The organism is Butyrivibrio sp. ob235 (assembly GCF_900109475.1).
Taxonomy (GTDB): domain Bacteria; phylum Bacillota; class Clostridia; order Lachnospirales; family Lachnospiraceae; genus Butyrivibrio.
Window position 1 is genome coordinate 1 of the sequence record NZ_FOBE01000016.1, and the last position, 20,270, is coordinate 20,270.

The 20,270-nt window shown below is 31.9% G+C and carries 18 protein-coding genes; 15 read left to right on the forward strand and 3 right to left on the reverse strand.

What is annotated here, in order from left to right; translation table 11 throughout:
* The 15 genes from BMW61_RS11965 to BMW61_RS12035 form a co-directional block, all read left to right on the forward strand.
* On the forward strand, window positions 1-378 hold a 378-nt coding region (locus BMW61_RS11965), incomplete at its 5' end, for a sugar phosphate nucleotidyltransferase (protein WP_242876722.1).
* A gap of 37 nt (window positions 379-415) precedes the next feature.
* Window positions 416-1,021, forward strand: a complete 606-nt coding sequence (gene rfbC, locus BMW61_RS11970; RefSeq protein WP_091822189.1) for a dTDP-4-dehydrorhamnose 3,5-epimerase — start codon at window positions 416-418, stop codon at window positions 1,019-1,021.
* Window positions 999-1,799: an acyltransferase family protein gene (locus BMW61_RS11975; protein WP_091822192.1), complete on the forward strand. Its 801-nt coding sequence runs from the start codon at window positions 999-1,001 to the stop codon at window positions 1,797-1,799. Before rfbC ends, BMW61_RS11975 begins: the two co-directional genes overlap by 23 nt.
* A 440-nt stretch (window positions 1,800-2,239) precedes the next feature.
* Entirely contained in the window at window positions 2,240-3,355 is a 1,116-nt protein-coding gene (locus BMW61_RS11980; protein WP_091822194.1) for a glycosyltransferase family 1 protein, read from the forward strand.
* Window positions 3,352-4,416 (forward strand): polysaccharide pyruvyl transferase family protein, encoded by a 1,065-nt coding sequence (locus tag BMW61_RS11985; protein WP_091822197.1) that lies wholly within the window; start codon window positions 3,352-3,354, stop codon window positions 4,414-4,416. Before BMW61_RS11980 ends, BMW61_RS11985 begins: the two co-directional genes overlap by 4 nt.
* A gap of 7 nt (window positions 4,417-4,423) precedes the next feature.
* Window positions 4,424-5,668: a Coenzyme F420 hydrogenase/dehydrogenase, beta subunit C-terminal domain gene (locus BMW61_RS11990; RefSeq protein WP_091822200.1), complete on the forward strand. Its 1,245-nt coding sequence runs from the start codon at window positions 4,424-4,426 to the stop codon at window positions 5,666-5,668.
* Entirely contained in the window at window positions 5,665-6,828 is a 1,164-nt protein-coding gene (locus BMW61_RS11995; RefSeq protein WP_091822203.1) for a glycosyltransferase, read from the forward strand. Before BMW61_RS11990 ends, BMW61_RS11995 begins: the two co-directional genes overlap by 4 nt.
* Before the next feature lie 14 nt (window positions 6,829-6,842).
* Window positions 6,843-7,841: a glycosyltransferase gene (locus BMW61_RS12000; protein ID WP_091822207.1), complete on the forward strand. Its 999-nt coding sequence runs from the start codon at window positions 6,843-6,845 to the stop codon at window positions 7,839-7,841.
* 18 nt (window positions 7,842-7,859) lie between these two features.
* Complete coding sequence (locus BMW61_RS12005; protein ID WP_091822210.1) at window positions 7,860-8,816, forward strand: glycosyltransferase family 2 protein; 957 nt, start codon at window positions 7,860-7,862, stop codon at window positions 8,814-8,816.
* Window positions 8,813-9,961: a hypothetical protein gene (locus tag BMW61_RS12010; protein ID WP_091822213.1), complete on the forward strand. Its 1,149-nt coding sequence runs from the start codon at window positions 8,813-8,815 to the stop codon at window positions 9,959-9,961. Before BMW61_RS12005 ends, BMW61_RS12010 begins: the two co-directional genes overlap by 4 nt.
* A 33-nt stretch (window positions 9,962-9,994) precedes the next feature.
* Window positions 9,995-11,101, forward strand: coding sequence for a polysaccharide pyruvyl transferase family protein (locus BMW61_RS12015; RefSeq protein WP_139176295.1), 1,107 nt, complete (start codon window positions 9,995-9,997; stop codon window positions 11,099-11,101).
* A 42-nt stretch (window positions 11,102-11,143) separates the two neighbouring features.
* On the forward strand, window positions 11,144-12,076 hold the full coding sequence (locus tag BMW61_RS12020) for a glycosyltransferase family 2 protein (protein ID WP_091822218.1): 933 nt from the start codon (window positions 11,144-11,146) through the stop codon (window positions 12,074-12,076).
* A gap of 44 nt (window positions 12,077-12,120) precedes the next feature.
* Window positions 12,121-13,179 (forward strand): polysaccharide pyruvyl transferase family protein, encoded by a 1,059-nt coding sequence (locus BMW61_RS12025; protein WP_091822220.1) that lies wholly within the window; start codon window positions 12,121-12,123, stop codon window positions 13,177-13,179.
* A 12-nt stretch (window positions 13,180-13,191) separates the two neighbouring features.
* Window positions 13,192-14,754, forward strand: a complete 1,563-nt coding sequence (locus tag BMW61_RS12030) for a lipopolysaccharide biosynthesis protein (protein ID WP_091822222.1) — start codon at window positions 13,192-13,194, stop codon at window positions 14,752-14,754.
* 57 nt (window positions 14,755-14,811) lie between these two features.
* On the forward strand, window positions 14,812-15,792 hold the full coding sequence (locus BMW61_RS12035; RefSeq protein WP_091822225.1) for a DUF6625 family protein: 981 nt from the start codon (window positions 14,812-14,814) through the stop codon (window positions 15,790-15,792).
* 89 nt (window positions 15,793-15,881) lie between these two features.
* Here the strand turns inward: BMW61_RS12035 and BMW61_RS22800 are convergent, their stop codons facing one another.
* From BMW61_RS22800 to BMW61_RS12050, 3 genes are read right to left on the reverse strand one after another with little or no spacing between them, the layout of a single operon-like run.
* The gene (locus tag BMW61_RS22800; protein ID WP_091822228.1) at window positions 15,882-17,264 is read right to left on the reverse strand and encodes an O-antigen ligase family protein; all 1,383 of its coding nucleotides are present in this window, start codon (window positions 17,262-17,264) and stop codon (window positions 15,882-15,884) included.
* A gap of 18 nt (window positions 17,265-17,282) precedes the next feature.
* Window positions 17,283-18,383 (reverse strand): fibronectin type III domain-containing protein, encoded by a 1,101-nt coding sequence (locus BMW61_RS12045; protein WP_091822231.1) that lies wholly within the window; start codon window positions 18,381-18,383, stop codon window positions 17,283-17,285.
* 17 nt (window positions 18,384-18,400) lie between these two features.
* On the reverse strand, window positions 18,401-19,960 hold the full coding sequence (locus BMW61_RS12050; protein WP_091822234.1) for a hypothetical protein: 1,560 nt from the start codon (window positions 19,958-19,960) through the stop codon (window positions 18,401-18,403).
* Window positions 19,961-20,270 lie beyond the last annotated feature (310 nt).

A 20,270-nucleotide genomic window follows, 5' to 3' on the forward strand; every position in this document is an offset into this window, starting at 1 on the left:
AAGAGCAATTATGCGGTTCCGGGACTCTATTTCTATGATAATGACGTAATTGAAATAGCAAAAAATGTTAAGCCTTCAGCCAGAGGAGAGATTGAAATTACAAGTGTTAACAATGAGTATCTTCGCAGAGGTACTCTTCGTGTTGAGACTATGGGCCGAGGCTTTGCATGGCTTGATACGGGTAATCATGACTCTCTTCTTGATGCCGCTGATTTCGTATGTGCATTCCAGAAGAGACAGGGACTCTATGTATCCTGCATAGAAGAGATTGCATATAAGAGAGGATTCATCAATAAGGAGCAGCTTCTTAAACTTGCTGAGCCTTTGATGAAGACTGATTACGGTAAATATCTTGTTGAGGTAGCAAATGGCCTTTAAGAATTGCAAAGAGTTATAATACGGAGGATGAAAAAAGATGGGACAGTTAAATGTTGAGACATGTGAGATAGAAGGGCTTAAAGTAATTACCCCGCAAGTATTTGGAGATAGTAGGGGATATTTTATGGAAAACTATTCAAAGCGTGACTTTGAGAAAATAGGTATAGATATGGAATTTGTTCAGGATAATCAATCCGCTTCCAAAAGAGGTGTGCTCAGAGGACTTCATTTTCAGAAAAAATATCCTCAGGATAAACTCGTTAGGGTAATTAATGGAGAAGTTTTCGATGTTGCCGTAGATTTAAGAGAAAGTTCAAAAACGTTTGGCAAGTGGTTTGGTGTAGTGCTTTCAGCTGAGAATAAGAAACAGTTCTTTATTCCCAAAGGATTCGCTCATGGTTTCCTGGTTTTGTCAGATTATGCCGAATTTGCTTATAAATGCACAGATTTCTACCATCCGGATGATGAAGGCGGACTTCTTTGGAATGATGAGGAGATTGGAGTCAAGTGGCCTTATCAGGATGGAGTAGAACTTATCATGAGTGATAAAGATACTAAATGGGGAACACTGGCAGATTATAAGAGAAATAGAGATGGTTGTGCAAAGGAAGATATAGATAATGGACAAAACAGATTATGCTAGAAATGAATCAATAGATAAATTAAAGGGAGTGGCTTGTCTGGGGGTGGTTTTTATACATATACCTTTCCCTGGAATGATTGGCAGTATAGTTTCGTATGTGTGTGCATATGCAGTTCCTGTCTTTTACATGATAGCAGGATATTATGCTTATAATAAAAATGAAAATGTCATACGAAGGAGACTGGTTAAAATATGTAAAATAGCAATGTTTTCGTTTGCACTTTTCTTCCTGTATTATTTCGGAATGGCATGTTACATCAATAGGATATGGGAGTGGATAAATAGTATTTTTAACTTTGAAACAATTGTAAAACTTATTGTTTTTTGTTCTGTAGATTTTGCGATACCTCTATGGTATCTAATTGCCCAGATTGAAACATATCTTTTTTGGTATTTTGTTGTTAAATATAAAAAAGAACAAATTATGGTTAGAATTATGCCGCTACTATTCATTATACAGGTTATTATTACAACAATCTGTGAAACAATAGGGGCTAGTTGGTATTTGAAGATAAATTTTATTACAAGGTCTTTATCATGGTTTGTTTTAGGCTATTATATAAATTCAGTTTCAGAGAAGAAAATACAGTACATAAAGAATAGAATTTTTAGCAATAATTGTTGCTTGTGGAATTATATTGGTGATAGCACCTGCTGTTTTACATTCACGCCTAAAAATTTCTTGCGTAGGATATATCCCGTTTTCAGTAGCAATGTTTATTTTTTCGATAAAAGGATGGAAAATCAAGAACGATGGGATATTCAGGGTTATAGGTAATAAACTATCACTGTGGATATATATTTTTCATGTATTAGTAGGCGAAATAATTCAAGACATATATGAAATGATAAAATCTAATCCTTACCAAGCTGTATTTGTTTGGGGGAAACCAATAATAACTTTGATGGTAACTATTATTATTTCATATATATTCAATATCTTCTTTGAAAGAGCTATAGGCAAAAATAAAGTATGTATTAAAGTGTAAGGCATAGTAATGGAGTTAAGAGTGAATGCAAGATAGATAGTTTGCTTCACTCTTTTATAATGTGCACTCATTTTCACAATTGTTACTGTATTAACAATTATGTAAAGTTGCACATAATATACGGATTTATAAGAAATTATTCTTTCTAACTGTCAATTGTTATCTGTGCTTTATCACTGTAAAATACTATATTGAATGTTTTTAGACTTAAAATAGGAGAATTATGTGTATGATAAGGGTTTTGCATTCAGTTAGTAATCTTGATAGAGCTGGAATAGAGACAATGCTCATGAACTATTATAGGCATATAGATAGAGATAAAGTTCAGTTCGATTTTATTTGCAATAAAAAAAAGCCGGGTGCTTATGATGAAGAGGTCAAGAGACTTGGAGGGAATATATATCATTCTCCGGGATTAAATCCAGCCAAAATGTTCAAATATAACAGATTCATGAAAAATCTTATAGAAGAACACCCAGAATATCAAATAGTTGAGGCACATAATGGGGCATTTGGAGTATATGCTCTGCATGGTGCTAAATTATGCGGGATTCCCAATAGAATATTTCATGCTCATGGGGCTTCAATTACTAAAGACTGGAAGATGCCATTAAAGATTATTTGCAAAAAGTTTTTACCTTCAAATATTACACATTGCTATACATGTGGAACAGCTGCCGCAAGATTCTATTTTGGAGATGAGATTGTAGATTCCGGAAAATATGAATTTATACCAAATGCGATTGAAGTGAAAAGATTTATTTTTAATGAGGATATTCGTAATGGAATTCGTGAAAAGTATGGCCTTCAAGATAAGCATGTTTTGGGACATGTTGGTAGATTTATGACTCAAAAGAACCACGCTTTTCTCTTGGATATATTTGCTAAGCTTGTTAAAAAGGATGAAAAGGCGATATTAGTTCTTCTTGGTGATGGAGAGCTTATGACAGCCATGAAAGAGAAAGCAAAGAACTTAAATATATCTGATAAGATTCTTTTTATTGGAAATGTGGGAAATGCGAATGAATGGTATCAGGCTTTTGATGCTTTTATTCTGCCATCTATATGGGAAGGTCTTCCTGTAGTAGGAGTAGAAGCGCAGGCTGCGGATCTACCATGTGTTTTTTCAGATACAATTACCAGAGAAATCGGATTTTCAGAAGACGCAGAGTTTATTAGTTTAGAGGCATCTAAGGATAAATGGGTACAGGCTATAGAAAAGGGATTTGAGAAAAAACAAAGAGTGGATAAATCTAATCTTATCAGAGAGAATAATTACGATATAGAGACGGAAGCAGGTAAATTACAGGCTAGATATTTAAAACTTGCTGGGGTTAAGGAATGAAAATAGGAATATTGACACATCAATATATAAATAATTATGGGGCCTTTTTACAAGCTTATGCGCTTCATCAGGCTGTAAGCAAATTATTTCCCGATGACCAGGTGGAAATAATTGATTATGTAAATATTAAGCATTTTATTATTAATACCGGAGGTTGGTTTAGATTTTATAAAAATTATGAAAATTTTGCTTGTTGGATGCAAAAAATAAAACTTCCAGGAACATTTGCTAAAGCCAGAAATACACATATGGTTTTATCAAAAACTGTTTATAATGCAAAGCAGATCAATGCCCTTAATTATGACTGCATTATTGTTGGCAGTGATGAAGTTTGGAATTTTAAGGATTCAAAAGGTAATGCTAAGCTGAAGTTTGGGGAGGGATTAAATTGTAAAAATCTTATAGCATATGCGCCAAGTGTTGGAAAGACATCACCGGATGATATGCTTCCTGATTATGTAGTTAATGGCATAAAGAGATTCAAGGCTCTGTCTGCAAGAGATGATCTGACTTTTGAATTAGCTAAGAAGATTACAGGAAAAGAACCAACCCGAGTTTTGGATCCTACTTTTCTTGGCACATTTCCAGAGACCAATCTTCCTGTTAAGAAAAAACCATATATTATGTTTTATTATTGCGAGAAGCTTCCGGTGGAGATTCACGATCAAATTTTTGAATATGCCAAAGCACACAATCTTGCGGTTTATGGTGCGGGAGAATGTGACAAGAGGTATACAGAAATATCAGTAAATCTCACACCGTTTGAATGGGTAGAAATGTTCAGAAATGCTGAGTATGTTTTTACAGGAACATTCCATGGGGCTGTATTTTCGATACTAAATAGACGTCAGTTTAAAGTTTACCTTACAAATGAAAGTAGAATAAAAAAAGTTGGGGCATTGCTTTCTGAGCTGGAGATTCCCAATAGAAAAATAGGTATGGATTACATTTTTGACCTTGAGTTACAAAAAGAAGAAATTGATTATGATAAGGTGTTTCAGCTGATTGATTTGAAAAGAAAACAGAGCAGAGAATATCTCAAGACAGCTGTAGAGAAATAAAAGAAAAATGACTGAGAAAGAAAAGATAGTACTGTTTGAAAGTAAAGAAAAATGTTGTGGATGTGGGGCGTGTATGAATGTATGCCCTAAGCATGCTATTTCTATGGAAACAGATGAATATGGTTTTGTATATCCCAATATAGATTATTCAAAATGTGTTGGGTGTGGCCTCTGTAAAAAATCATGTGGATTTCAAAATTTACCACAATTGTATGTTCCTCAAAAGGTATATGCAGCGACATCAAGAGATAAAACTGCGCTTAAGATATCTGCTTCGGGTGGTGCTTTTGAAGCTATTGCAAGAAAAGTGTTAAGTGATGGAGGATGTGTATATGGTTCTGCAATGGATAAAAAAAATCGAGGTATGCTTATTCATCATGTAGAAATAAATAATATAGATGAACTTTATAAGTTGCAGGGATCAAAATATGTACAAAGCAGTATAGGGAATATTTATAGAACTGTAAAACAAAAGTTAACAAGTGGCCAAAAGGTACTGTTTTCTGGTACGCCCTGTCAGATAGCTGGATTGAAAAAATATATTTTGAATGAATATGACAATTTATACACGGTAGAGATAATATGTCATGGTGTTCCAAATAACAAATTGTTCAACGATTTTATTTCGTATGAGGAGCAAAAATTAGGTGGTGATATTTCTGAATTCTATTTTAGAGATAAAACCAAAGGACAAGGGTATACTACCAAAACTGTATATACCAAAGATGAAAAAAAAATTATTAAAACTTCAGTTGGAGAGTTAAAAGCATATATCAGGCTTTTTTCCAAAGGATTGACTTTAAGAGATAGTTGTTATTGTTGTCCATTTGCACAATCTCACCGTTGTGCAGATATAACAGTGGGCGATTATTGGGGATTTCATGTTGAACATCCTGAAGTAAAAGGCCTAGAAATGAGCAATAGGCTTGGTGTATCGTGCGTTTTATGTAATACCGAAAGAGGTAAGGAACTAATTAGTGATTGCGAAAATATGTTTTATTTAGTTGACTCCTCTTATGAAAAGGTGGCTAGACATAATAAACAAATGAACGGACCATGTATTAAATCTGATATGAGACGTATTGTGCTGAATACATATAAAGAAGGTGGATACCAGGCATTAGAAAAACTATATTGGGCTAAGTGGAAACGGGATAAGGTTAAGTACTTCATTAGTGGTATAATGCCAAAATCATTAAAGACAAGTATAAAAAGTATTCTTTCTAAGAAAGGAAAAAATTTGGGATTATGAAAAAAGTGCTTATTGTAATGCCTACATTGTATAATGGGGGCGCTGAAAAAAGTTTAATTAACTTTTTGAACGAATTACCTAAGAACAAATATGAAATAGATATTCTGTTATTTAAACGAAAAGGTTTGTTTTTGAATCAAGTACCGGAAGAGTATACTGTTTTAAAAACTCCCAGAGATGTTCAAAGAATGTATGGGACCCTGTCGAAATCAGGTCTTTTGCTTCCTTGGAGAGTTATAGGAAATGCTATTTCTGATATTTGTACACAAAACTCGAGAGAAAAGCGAGGCCATAGATGGAAATATTTTTATGGCCCTGTGATTAGAAAAATCGATAAAGAGTACGATATTGCTTTAGCGTATATTTCAGGTGAGGTCTTATATTATGTAGACGAAAAGGTTAGGGCAAAAAAGAAAATAGTTTGGATACATAATGATTATAATTCTGCAGGCCACCCTAAAAAGTATGATTATGATCATCTAAAAAATATGGATGCTATAGTTTCTATATCTGAATCTTGTGTAGATATTTTAAAAAAAGAGTTTCCTGAGTTTTCCGAAAAAATTTATATGTTGGAAAATATTACATCTTCAAAAGTCCTAAAGCATAGAGCATGCGAATTTGACCCGCTAGAATTTGAAAATAATGATTGCAATATTTTGTCTATTGGTCGTTTGCATGAACAAAAAGGTTTTGATATGGCGATAGAAGCAGCATCAATACTAAAGAGTAAAGGAATTGTTTTTAAATGGTTTATTATTGGATCAGGACCGTTGGAAGAAGAACTAAAAAAGATGATAAAAAAATTCCATGTAGAGGATTGCGTATTATTGATAGGTGCTAGAAGCAATCCGTATCCATATATCGCAAAATCTACAGTTTTTGTTCAGCCATCCAGATACGAGGGAAAATCAGTTGTCTTAGATGAGGCAAAAATATTAGCTGCTGCGATCATAACTACCGCATATCCAACTGTGGGAGATCAGCTGAATGATAAAGAAGGATTGATAGTTCCTATGACACCGCAAGGTATTGCTGATGGATTATATACATTTATCAAAGATGAAGGCTTGCGCAATGAATATACACAATTTCTGGCGCAGCATGAATATGGTAATCAAGAAATAATAGGACAATATATTAAATTAATAGATGCTTAAATGGTAGATATAAAATGGTTAATGTAAATGTTTTTGATTGGGATGCTGCTGATAATAATACACTGACAAGTGAATTGAGAAATATCGTAGGTGGTACCTGGAAAGTTGTAGGAATGACAGATGAGGATAGGAAGAGTATTATTCTTAAGATTAGGTTGGTCTTGTCGTTGTTCTTTAAGCGAAATATAATGGATGAAATTGTTTTTTGGCAGCAGTCACATGGTTTGATGTATGCTAATTTGCTTGAACTTTTACGGGTGAAAAAAGTAAACAGAATTACAATAATGACATTGATTTATAAAGAATCTAAAGGCTTTAGAGGCAAAATTAAGTATAATTTTTTTAAAAGAGCATTACAGTCAAAGCATGTTAATACTATTATTTGTTATTCAGCTAATGAATGTGAGCTATATAGTAATATATTTGAAGTGCCAATAGAAAAATTTGCGCATACTATGCTTGGGGTTCATGATTTTAAACAAGACATAAGTAAATATTCATCTGATAAAGGATACCTGCTAGCTGCTGGAAATAGTAATCGTGATTATAAATTTTTAACAGAGGCTTTAAATGGAACTAACTATAAATGCTACATAATAGACAGAACATGTGAGTTGAGCGATACAGATAATTGTAAAATAGTTCGAAATGTAAATTACGGAGAACAATTATATTCATTTATTGAAAATTCCCAAGCCATTATAATTCCGTTGGTTGATGAAAATATTTCTTCTGGTCAGACTGTAATTATACAGGCGTTTATGTTCGGAAAGCCTGTTATTGCTACGTATTCTAAGGCAATAGATGAGTATATTACAGATGGTGTTAATGGATACATTATAAGTAAGAATAAACAGGATCTTCTAAATAAAATTGAAGACTTCTATTCAGATGAAAAGAAATATGAGAGTATGTCAAAGGCTGCACGAAAGCAATATGAAGATAATTTTTCATATGAGGCTTTTTCAAAAAATGTTGCCAATATTATAGCTGCCAGAAAAAAGACATATTAAATGCAATAAGGGGAAAAAATGGTTAGTATTATAATGCCGGTGTTTAATGCACAAATGTATATGCGAGAAACTATAGATTCTGTTTTAGCACAATCATATAGTGACTTGGAATTAATAATTGTTAATGATGGCTCAACAGATGAATCTTTAAGCATAGCATTAGAATATGAAGCAATTGATTCTAGAGTAAAAGTTATAACTCAAACAAATATGGGCGTTAGTTGTGCACGAAATATCGGTGTTGGTGAGGCAAAAGGTGAGTATATAGTTTTTATAGATGCTGATGATCTGTTGGCAGAAGATATGATAGAGTTATTATTTTCGACAGCAAATAATAATAAAGCGGATGTTGTTTCGTGTGGGGCAGGCGTAATATCTGACGGAAAGCTTATAAGAGAAGAGTTTGGAACAAATAGATTTGTAAAATTTAATCATAGAGAGGCATTAGAATTTTTTCTTAAAGGGAAAAAAGTAAACATAGGTGTATGGTCAAAAATCTTTTCAAGGGATATTGCAAAGCAAATCCAATTCCGTGAAGGCATACGGATTAATGAGGATAAGTTATATATTTTTGATGCCCTAATGATTTCAAATACTTTTATTTTGAATGATGTTACGAAATATTATTACATGAAAAGAGAGGGATCTGCTACTACAAGAAAATTTGATGAAAGATGGTTTGATTCTTTGCTTGTAGCAGATGAGATAAGAAGAAGAATAGATACAGAACAAAGAGAATTGAATGTATTTGCTCGTGTGAATATGGTAAAAGCGTATTATTGGGTTTTGCTTTTATTCTATAAGAATCCATGGGCAATAAAACAGTATAACGATAAGTATAGAGAAGTAATTAGCGTTATAAAGAAAAATACTAGTATCGATATATATAGATATTTAACAAGAAATATGATAATTAACATTTCTTTATTAAAGTTGTCTGCTGTTCTGTTGGAAAGAATAAAGGTTAAAAGATGAATAAGCTACTTCTTGGTAAAAAAGAATTGGTAATGTTAGGTGTTGCACTACTTGTTGTAAGAACCTATATGCCTTTTATGAAAGTGCCGGTTCCGGGTATTGTAAATGCTATGATTTGGTATACTATATTAGCATCTTTTGGGATGGCTATAATTATGTCAGGAGAATATGAATTAGGTCATTTTTTTGCAGTATTTGTTATAGGAGTACTCGGAATAAGTAATGTAGTTGCTGGGAATTGGACTGTTTTAGTAGCTTTTTTGTTATTGTATGCTTCAAAGGACATATCAATAAAAGAAATTGTTGGACTTATGTTCAAAATGTCAGCTACCATATTAATAGTAGATACTATATGGTATTTTTTAAATTTTATGGTCGGACGAGTATCCTTGACAGTTACACGTGAAATTGGTGGTGAAATTATATATAGACATATGTTCTTTTTTAGCCATGCTAATGTATATTCTTACTGTGTTTTGTTTACAGCTTTTATGTTTATATATTTATATTATGAAACAATAGATAAAAGAATAATGTATGCTATTCTGTCAGCTATTGCTGCATTTATATATGTTTTTCCGAATTCTAGAACTACTGCACTTGTACTGATTTTGTTTATTGTTTTTGATATAAAGAAACCTATTGTTATTCAAAATATAATATATTTTATCTGTGCAAATATATATGTATTATGTGCGGCTTTTGCGGCAATAGTGATTGTTTTAATGGCGCTAGATCCTAGTGATGTATTTCCTGCTACAGTGAATAAAATTCTTAATGGAAGACTATCGATGGTTGTTGCAGCATATTTGGTTTATGGAATTCAACCTTTTGGAAGTGATATTATACATGAGCAGCTCATAATAGATGGAATTGGATACCTGACTTTATATCTTGACAATTTCTACGGTACGATTCTTATTAAGTATGGCATTTTCTCTGCGATTATTATTTCATTATGTTCGATACGAACTTCATGGATACTTTATAAAACAAAGCATTTTAAGGAACTGATTTTATTTTCTATGGTTTTTATCTATGGGTTATCTGAAGGTTCAGCGTTAAGTATTGTTCCTGTTTTTCAATGGCTATTTATAAGAGACTCATTATTTTTTGATAAAAAGAATCATGTATATGATATTTGATGAGGATTAAGACACGTGTATAAGGTAGATGGTATGAAAAAGAAAGCTATTATTATAACAAGACATGCAATTTCAAATTATGGATCACTGCTGCAATCGATTGCTACCGAAAGGGTTTTTGAAAACAAAGGGTATGAGTGTGAAATATTAGATTACATAAGAAAAGACGAATATAAAAGCAATTCATTATTAACGGCTGGAAAAACAAAAAAATATGTAAAGAGGTGCCCACCTTTGTTATTTGCATATTATATTGCCAGATATAAAGAGTATTTGATTGCAAGTAAGCGTTTTGACGATATGAGAAAAAAGTGGTTAAAGACTACAGCATTATATCATACGCTGGATAATGTACCTGATGCAGATGTTTATGTTAGTGGTAGTGATCAGGTATGGGGACCGCTACTTGGAAATGAATATGATTGGAATTATTTTTTGAAGTTTGTATCAGATGACGTTAAGAAGATTGCATTTGCTTCTTCGTTTGGGAAAATGGCAATCGAAAAAGATGTCAAAGAAGTTATGGTTAAGCTCTTTTTGCGGTATGATTATATTTCTGTAAGAGAAAAGCAAGCAGTTGATTTCTTGAAATCAACTGGTATTGAAGCGAAGCAAATATTGGATCCGACTCTTTTTTTATCAGGTGATGAATGGAGAGACATGGTAGGTTCTGAAAAAAAATCAAGTAAAGGGAAGTATGTGCTGGTTTATCAAATTCATAGAAATAAAGACCTTTGCATTTATGCTGAAAAGGTTGCCGAGAAGTTAGACTTGCCACTGATAAGAGTATCAGCAATGAAGCATCAGAAAAATTGGGGGGGTAAATTTGTTCTGGCACCGGATTTGAAAGATTTTATTGAATATATTGATAATGCAACGTATATTGTAACAGATTCTTTTCATGGAACTGCATTCTCAATTAATCTTAATACTCCATTTACTACGCTAATGCCTAGAACAGGTACGAGTTCTAGAAATGTGAGTTTGCTGGAACTTGTAGGACTTACATCCCAAATTGCTCAAAATGTAAATGATTTACATATGCTTGATTGTGAAATTGACTTCACTTTATGCAATAAAAAACTGAACGAAGAAAGGATAAAATCCAATTTAATTGTGGATGAAATGCTAAAGATATAAATTGTTATATTATTATGCATTTTTTTGGAAGGATAGAAAAAGTTGGAAAGTTCACAGTTTACTAAAAATGTTTCTATAATAATGCCAGTTTATAATGTTGAGGAATACTTGCCGAATTGTCTGGAATCTGTTAATAAGCAGACTTATAAAAAAATAGAATTACTAATTATTGATGATGGATCAACAGACAGCTCCGGAAGTATATGTGATTCTTTTTGCGCTAAACATTCGTATGCCAAAACTATACATTTGAATAATGGGGGAGTAAGCATAGCTAGAAATACTGGATTAGATAATGCAAGTGGAGACTATATTGTATTTATTGATTCGGATGATATATTAAGCGAGGTATACATAGAAGAATTAGTAACTTTGATGAATAAATCCGAGGATGAAATGGGAATAGTCGGTTATGATTCGACTGATGTTAGCAATCTTTCAAGAGCTACTGATATCTCTTCTTGCTTATGCGAATCTAGTTTTATTATTGATAATTTAATAAAGGACAGGGACGTTGGTGGATATTTATGGAATAAAATATTCAAAAGATCAATTATCGAGCAAGAAAATATTCGTTTTTTGAAGAATGTACTAATTTGGGAGGATTTATATTTTGTTCTACAGTACTTAAATAATATTTCACAAGTTTGTTGGTGTAAATCAAAATATTATTACTACAGAAAAAGGGAGTCTAGTGCAGTTAGAAGTATTACTCTTGAAAAGAAGTTTAACAAGGTAGGCATAGCAAAAAAGATATGTGAGTTTGAAGTCGCAGGATGTGATCAATTTCATAATGATTCGGAAAGAGTATATATGATAACTTATTATGATTATTGCTGGTCAGCGTTCAAACTAAAAGGGTTAGATAAGGGAATAAAGAAAGATTATTTTTGCGAAGTAAAAAAATATAATGGGTTAAAACACTATTCAGCCAAAGATTCTCTGAATATTCTTTTTTTATGGCTTTTTGGTTGATAGAGTAATCAATACATTTAGAAGGGAAATAAAGATAGTTCCTAATGAAAAAAGCAGCTATTATTACAATTTGGGATTTATGGAATTTGGGTAACAGATTACAGAATTATGCTGTTACAAGTATCTTATCAAAGAAAGGATTACAGCCAATTACTGTTATAGAGAAGAATATAACAGAAAAAAAATGGTTGGAATTTTTGAAATTACAAATTTATAAGATTATTTTTCTATTTTCAAATGGCAAAAATCAAAGAAGTATGCTGTTCCTACGTGCAAACAGCTTCAAACAATTTACAAAAAGACATATTTGCTTTGAACATATACATGATAGTAAGGAGCTAAATAAATATGACTATATATTCATTGGAAGTGATCAAATCTGGAATGCTGAAATAGTATGTCCTAATGATTTTTCATATGGACAAGTAACTGATAAGGATAAAATAATATGTATGGCGCCGAGCTTTGGAATATCAGCATTTGAACCCTCAATTGAAGAAATAATTAAAGGTTATCTAAATGAAATTAAGTATTTAAATGTTAGAGAATTTACCGGCGCAAATATTATTAGGAGATTGGCTGGGAAAGATGTTCCTGTATTTGTTGATCCGACATTGTTGATATCTGCTGAGGAATGGCAGATATTAGAAAGAAAGCCCAAAAGACTGGGGAATAGAAAGTATATTCTTAAATATTTTTTAGGAGAGGAGAGTATAGAAAGTAAATCGGAATCAGAAGAATTATACAAATTATATGGATATGAGACTATAACTATTATGGATAAAGGAAATCCATGGGCTTTTATTACCGGGCCTGCAGAATTTTTGTATTTAATTCATCATGCAGAAATAATATTAACAGATTCTTTTCATGCATGCGTTTTTTCAATATTATTTAAAAAACCATTTTGGGTATATAGTCGTGTGGGGGAAAGAATGAATTCTCGGTTGGATACATTATTCGATATTTTAAGGATTGACAATAGGTTTATGCATGATATGTCTAATCCGTTTCAAGTTGATTATAGTAAAGCGGATGATAGATTAGTTGATGAGCGTAGAAGATTTAATGAATTTATAGAAAAAGCAATATATGCTGGATAGGGGCTTGGTAATATGAAATTTAGCAGAGCGAAAAATGCATCAAGAAATGCCTTTTTTGGGGTGATTTTAAAAGTATATCAGATACTTATTCCCTTTATAATGAGGACTGCATTAGTATATTTTATGGGAATACAGTACTTGGGATTAAATAGTTTATTTTCATCAGTGCTACAGGTTTTAAATCTGGCAGAACTTGGAGTCGGAAGTGCTATGGTTTACTCAATGTATAAACCTATTGCAGAAGATGACAAAAACAAAATCTGTGCATTAATGAATATGTATAGGCGTTATTATAGAATCATAGGTTTGATTATTGCAGTAATAGGTTTAGGGGTAACACCATTTATTCCCAAACTGATAAAAGGAAGTATTCCTGCTGAGTTAAGTATATACATTTTGTACTTTCTGGAATTAGGGGCGACAGTTTTTTCTTATTGGTTATTTGCATATAGAAATTGTCTTTTTTATGCGCACCAGAGGGATGATGTCAATAGTAAAATTAATATATGTGTAAGTACGTTTATGTATTTGGGACAGATTTTAGTGCTGATTTATGTAAAGAACTATTATGTTTATATTATTACTACTTTGGTTGCTACAATAATTCGAAATTTGTTAACTGCCTATTTGTCTAAAAAACAGTTTCCTGAATATGTACCTAGAGGTGCGCTTAGCAAAGAAGAAACAAAAATTATTAACAAAAGAATACGTGACTTATTTACCTCTAAGTTGGGGTTTGTTATAGTTGGATCTGCAGATACGATAGTTATTTCAGCATTTTTAGGACTTGAAGTTTTAGCTATTTACCAAAATTATTATTTTATTGTTAGTGCTATTATGGGGATTATGACAGTTGTCTATAATAGTTGTACTGCTGGAATAGGGAATAGCCTTATTACTGAAACTAAAGAGAAGAATTTTGAAGATCTTAAAAAAATGACGTTTTTAGCTTGTTGGATAGCTTGCTTTTGCTCAACATGTTTCTTGGTTTTGTTCCAACCTTTTATGACAGTTTGGATGGGTACGCAGAGATTACTACCATTTAGTATAGTTATATGTTTGGCGGCTTATTTCTTTATATATGAAGTTAATCAAATTATGAACATATTTAAGGATGCAGGTGGTTTGTGGAGTGCAGATAGGTTTAGACCATTGGTGACAGCTCTTACAAATTTGGGCTTAAACCTTATAATGGTACAATTTCTGGGACTATATGGAGTGATTTTATCAACAGTTATTTCGACGCTTTTTGTCGGAATGCCATGGCTGTTTAATAACCTATTTAATGAATTATTTAAAAAAGAACAATTTCCGATTTTATTTAAAGAAATCTTTCTCTTTGTTATCGCGGGGATAATTGTAAGTTCCACGACATATTTTATATGCTCGCTAATTCCATTCAAAGGGGTAATAGAGGTTCTTTCTAAACTTATATTATGTATTATAATAGCTAATTCGCTATTATATTTCATGTTCAGAAAAAATGAAGTGTTTATAAACGTGGTAATGCTTTTGGACAGAATTACGAAAGGAAGATTGCGTTTAACAAGGAAAATTTGTAGGTTAGAACAATAATACCTAAAATAAAGAAGGAGTGTATGATAATTACTTTAAAATCATACAAATAATGCGATGGATAAACATATAGCTATAATAGTTCCATATTTTGGTAATTTGCCAAATTGTTTTAAAGCATGGTGGATTTCAGCTTTAAAAAATCCAATGTTGGAGTTTTGGTTTTTTACTGATAATGAACATATCAAAAGTGAGGGCAACATTAGAGTGGAGCATATGTTTTTTTCTGATTTTGCTAAACTCATTCAGAATAATTATGATTTTACTATACAGTGCCCGCAACCATATAAATTATGCGATTTTAAACCAGTATATGGTGAAGTGTTTAAAGACCGTTTAAAAGATTATGATTATTGGGGGTATTGCGATGTTGATATGGTTTTTGGAAATGTTAAGAGGTTTATAACTGACGATATTCTAGAAAAACATGACAAAATATTTGTTGATGGACATATTTCTATTTTCAGGAATGACAATAGAATGAATACTATATATCGATCACAAGGTAATTACCCTGAATACAATTTTCAGGAAGCATTTACGACTTCTGATTCATGTTATTTTGATGAATATAGGGGGATGGAGTTAAAACTAATCCGTGAAAAATGTAATGTTTTTAATGAGGGAACATTTTATATTAATGCGAATCCCAAAAAACCACATTTCTTTGGGAAAAATGGTAAGAAAATTGTTGCAAAGTGGGAAGATGGCAGCCTTTTTCAAATTGATGAAGAGGGTAATAGGCTTGAACTTATGTATATTCATATATGCAAGAGAGAGATGGTACTGGTACTTGACGAGAAGGATAATCATATTAAAAACATGAATATAGTTCCTGGAAAAATACTGTGCAATGATGAGACATCGTTACCAGGGTTATTTGAGTTTGCATCTGGAGGTAAGCTGTATCCATATTATTGGATGATTAGCCGGCTGAATTCACAACTTAAAAGATATTCTTTGCTAAAAATAATTAAACTAAATATTAGACGAAAACAAATTAGAGAATTGAGAACTAAATTATTATCGGAAGGATAACGCGTGGTAGTAGTTGAGTTTTTCTCTGAATTATACATTGTTTAAGGTGCGTCGGAATAAAAAACAAAGAGGTTTAGTCTCTTTGTTTTTTATTTTTGCAATAATTCTTTAATACAAACATAATATACAATAATTAAGATAAGAAAATTATACATATTTGCAGTTGATAGTGTTCCTAACAGATATGTAAAGGGTGGAAGAATAAATAAACAAAAATGTGTTGAATCTAATTTGTGGATGGGAATGAACTTGAATATACGTATTGCTAGAAACAGATAAAGAGCTATATGTGCAATTAACCCAATAATTCCTTCCGAAATTAGTATTTCTACTAATCCAACATCATAAGTATAGGACACTCTCCATGCATCGTATGAATAATAATAAACATCACCATTTTGCAAAGCGCCATTGCCAAGACCAAATAATGGATTTTTTTTCATGGCGTATCTAATACCTGAAAATTGGTAAGTACGGGATGAAACAGCATTCTTATTACCGCCATTATCATTTATGGGCACATTGTTATCCATGTTTAATTCAATATCAATACCGAGTACGTTAAGGTTCGATTTAAGCGTGGCTTTATAATAATAGTCAAGTTTCGGAAATGCCTTTGACGTTATTAGTAAAAAAACAACTAATGATGTACATAGGATGATTACGTGTTTAATGTATGAAATCGCGTGATGTTTTTTGTGTAATGCAAAAAGACCATATATAAAATTGATAATGAGGAAAAAAATGATATCTGACCTTGATCCGGAGTGTATTATTGCAATGGCATCTAATAGTAACAATCCTAAATACTTTTTGGTGTGTTCAAGATTATATAGATATAAAATGAGGGGCAATAAAAAAAGGCACATATTGCCGAATAAGCCAGGGAGCCCCATTGTGGTAGTGGATCTAAGCAAGCCAAATCTTATGTAATGATCATTTGGCATATATCGGGATATGGTATAAAGATTATCGAATGGCCTGATTGAAGTATAGCTTTCCCAAATACCGATAAAGAATAAAAATCCCCCGACCCATGTGATTACTTTTGTAAGGCTGACCAGTTCGTCTTTTGAAGGGGAAAGTATGTATATAGCAATCAATAAAAAGGCTTGCTCAAATATTATTAAGAAGATCGATTTTATTGATTGTGAATAAGTGAAAATATAACAAATATTGGTAATTATTCGTAATATGAAGTAACATGCAAGAAAGATAAATTCAAGTGGCAGGTTGTTGAATTGTATATTCTTTAAGCTTATATTTTTTTTTCTGTTTTGATACGCGTATATAAAAAAAGCTATATACATTAATCTTGTTACAGTTAAGACAGGAAACGATTTGGAAAAATCTATCCCGTAGAAAGAAGGAAGAAATAGCATACATGGAATAAAAAGGAGTAAATATTTCTTTTTTACAAAAAAGACGATATTTAATGCTAATAATATAAGTGAAAAGAAAAATAAAAACATATCTAAAAGTATAAGCTCCTATGAAATATATATTTTTTTAATTTTACTCCATTTAGAGAAAATTATTGTGGTACCGGTTTTTCTGTATGTTCGAATCCGGAAAAAATACTTTCTATTTGATTTTAATCGACTAATTTTCTTACTACATTTATTGGATTTGGGTACATATTTGTTTTTTACATTTTTTCTGAATTTTCTATTAGTGCTATACTGGATTTGATATCCGGTAATAGACGCTGGGGGCTGTTTCCATCTGATATATAAAGCTTTATTTTTTACAATGAATTTGGTAATAGAAACCCGTTTTATACTTGAATCAACTATTTCATCTTTATATCCGTTAAATAAATTAGGTTCAATATTTCCGGTTACATATAGTTCATTAAGGGAAGAGGTGTTGTATTGCGTGTACTTGCTAGTGGGAACATTATGTCCCCAATGAGTTTTTGTCCAACTTTCTGCAGACAATCCTCGAGATGAATATAGTTGACAAACGCCGTCTAAACCATTTTGCTTTTTTATATCAATACCATTAGTAGCAGTAAGTTTTCCTGCAGCGTTAGGACTTACCCAAAAATCGTATGCACAGGCATAATATAGATAATCATCTTTATCAATAAATGCTGTTTTGCCCCAAAAATGCAAAGCACAATTATTAATTTCTTTGGCAGTTAAATCTATTTTTGCATAGTTTGATGAATAAGAGATTTTTGAACATTTTTTTATTTTGGTGTTACTCCATGGGAGTGTATAAAGATATATACCGGAAGGATAAGGTTGGTAATCTAAAACAATCCAGCGGTTTCTTGATGCGGAATAAGCAAAAAGCTTAATTTTTCCAAGGTATACTGAAAAAGTATCGGGAAGTTTCTTTTGGCTTGTAGTATATAATGCTCCCATAGAAATGACGGTTTTCGCATCGGGGGATGTGGTATCGCCAAGTATTTGTCCATAATCACGATTTGCACTTATCATGAAATTACATAATGATTCTGAAGGCAATGTCATTGAATCATAAACAGGATCATTACTGGAAGCTAATGCCGTAGTTTTTAAATTGGCTATTACATATGCTAAAAGCATAAATATAGTTAGAATATACCGGATATTTTTGTTCAAGAGCCGCACTCCGTGACTTAGTGTGTTTTCATTTTTGTTGGTTTACTCCATTTAGAATAAACTATTTTATCTCCTTTTTCCACATAAGTTCTTATCCTGATATATATTTTATTACTACTTTTAATATTTTTTATTGATTTTGACGCAGTTGCTGCAGATTTAATACTTATAGTCTTGGTGAACTTTGTAAATGATTTATTTGTACTATACTGTATCTGATATCCAGAAACTTTTTGTTTTTTCCAAGTTATATTAAAACAATTCTTCCCAGGACGAACAGAAGATATTTTACTATTTTTTTGAGTTGGATCAATGAGGTCGTCTTTGGTTGGAATGAGATTATTGATAGTTACATCTTTGTTTGTATACTGGGGCTTGGAATCTTTATTCTCTTTTTGGGATGCGTTATTATGAGGAATAACGGTTTCTTTAGCGTTATTTCCTTGAGGCTGATATACACCATTACTTGATTGGTCATAGGTTGACGGCTCAATCTGATTATCAATATTTTGAAAATCTTTTACGTTATCTATAGATGCAGAGCTATTTCCGAATAAAGCATCCTCTGTAAGTGCAGAGCTGCCTATTGGCAGATCTGCTTCGTTACTGTTCGATTGGATATTTTCTTCAACATTATTTGATTGTGATAATGTTAGATAATAATCTTCAGCTACAGTACCAGCATACAATTGATTAAGGATTGAAGCATTGCATGCTTTATATTCGGAATTAGGAACAGTGTGCCCCCAAAGAATTTTGGGCGTGGTACTCGAGGATAGACCTCTTGTTGAGAAAACCTGTGTTCCGCCTGTTCCGTTTAATGAAGTTTTAGTATCGATGCCACCTGTTGCCGTGAATTTATCGACTGAGTTGCTATCTACCCAAAATGTAAATGCACTAGCATAATAGAGATAGTCATCATTATCAATGGGAGCTATTTTTCCCCAAAAGTGAAGACATGCGCTGGACATTTCTTCAGATGTAAGATCAATTTTTGCATAATTTGCAGAATATGTTACATGGTTACATTTTGTTGCTTTGGTTGATGACCAAGGTAAAGTGTAAATAAATATACCTGAAGGATATCTTAGATTATCTAAAGTAAGCCATGCTTTTTTTGATTTAGAATAAGCAAAAAGCTTAATATTTCCTAAATATATAGAAAATGTTTGTGGTAGTTCCTGACCACTGGTTAAATATATTGCACCGATGGAGCACATATATGGATATGAAGTGGTGGCCATATTACATAATATATGACCATTATCTCTGCCGGCGCTTTTCATGAAATCGCTTTGGGATTCAGATGGGAGATTCATGGAACAATAAACTGGATCATTCAATAAAGATACAGGAATTGTTCCGTCATGTACATCACTACTATATTTATATTTGGGAGTCCAATGTATTACATCGTTTGAAGAATATGAATCTGATGTTGCATACAAAATGTTATCTCTATCCAATTCAATTGGTGTTGGATTATAATCTTGCGCATTGACAGGCTGACTGAAAGAAGATAATAAAAGAATAACTATAAGAAGTGTAGATATTGATATAAAGGTTTTTTTAATCATACTGTGTCCTCGTTATAAATTGCATATGAATAATAAAATCAACTTCCATAAACAATAATATACGAATATATGATTTGGTTCAAAGTACTTATGATTAAATATTTGAAAAGAATTTATAAAGGTGCTAATCAAAAAATAAAAAAAATTATCAAATTATTATTTTTTTTAGGAACAAATTTTACAAAAAATGTTCTAAATGTTTGTAGTAATTTATGAGTTTGACAGATATACATCATCTTCTTTTGATGTTATAATTTTTAAGATTTTGTGTTGGTAAAGAATAATTATTTAAGTTTGGGTTTTAGAAAGG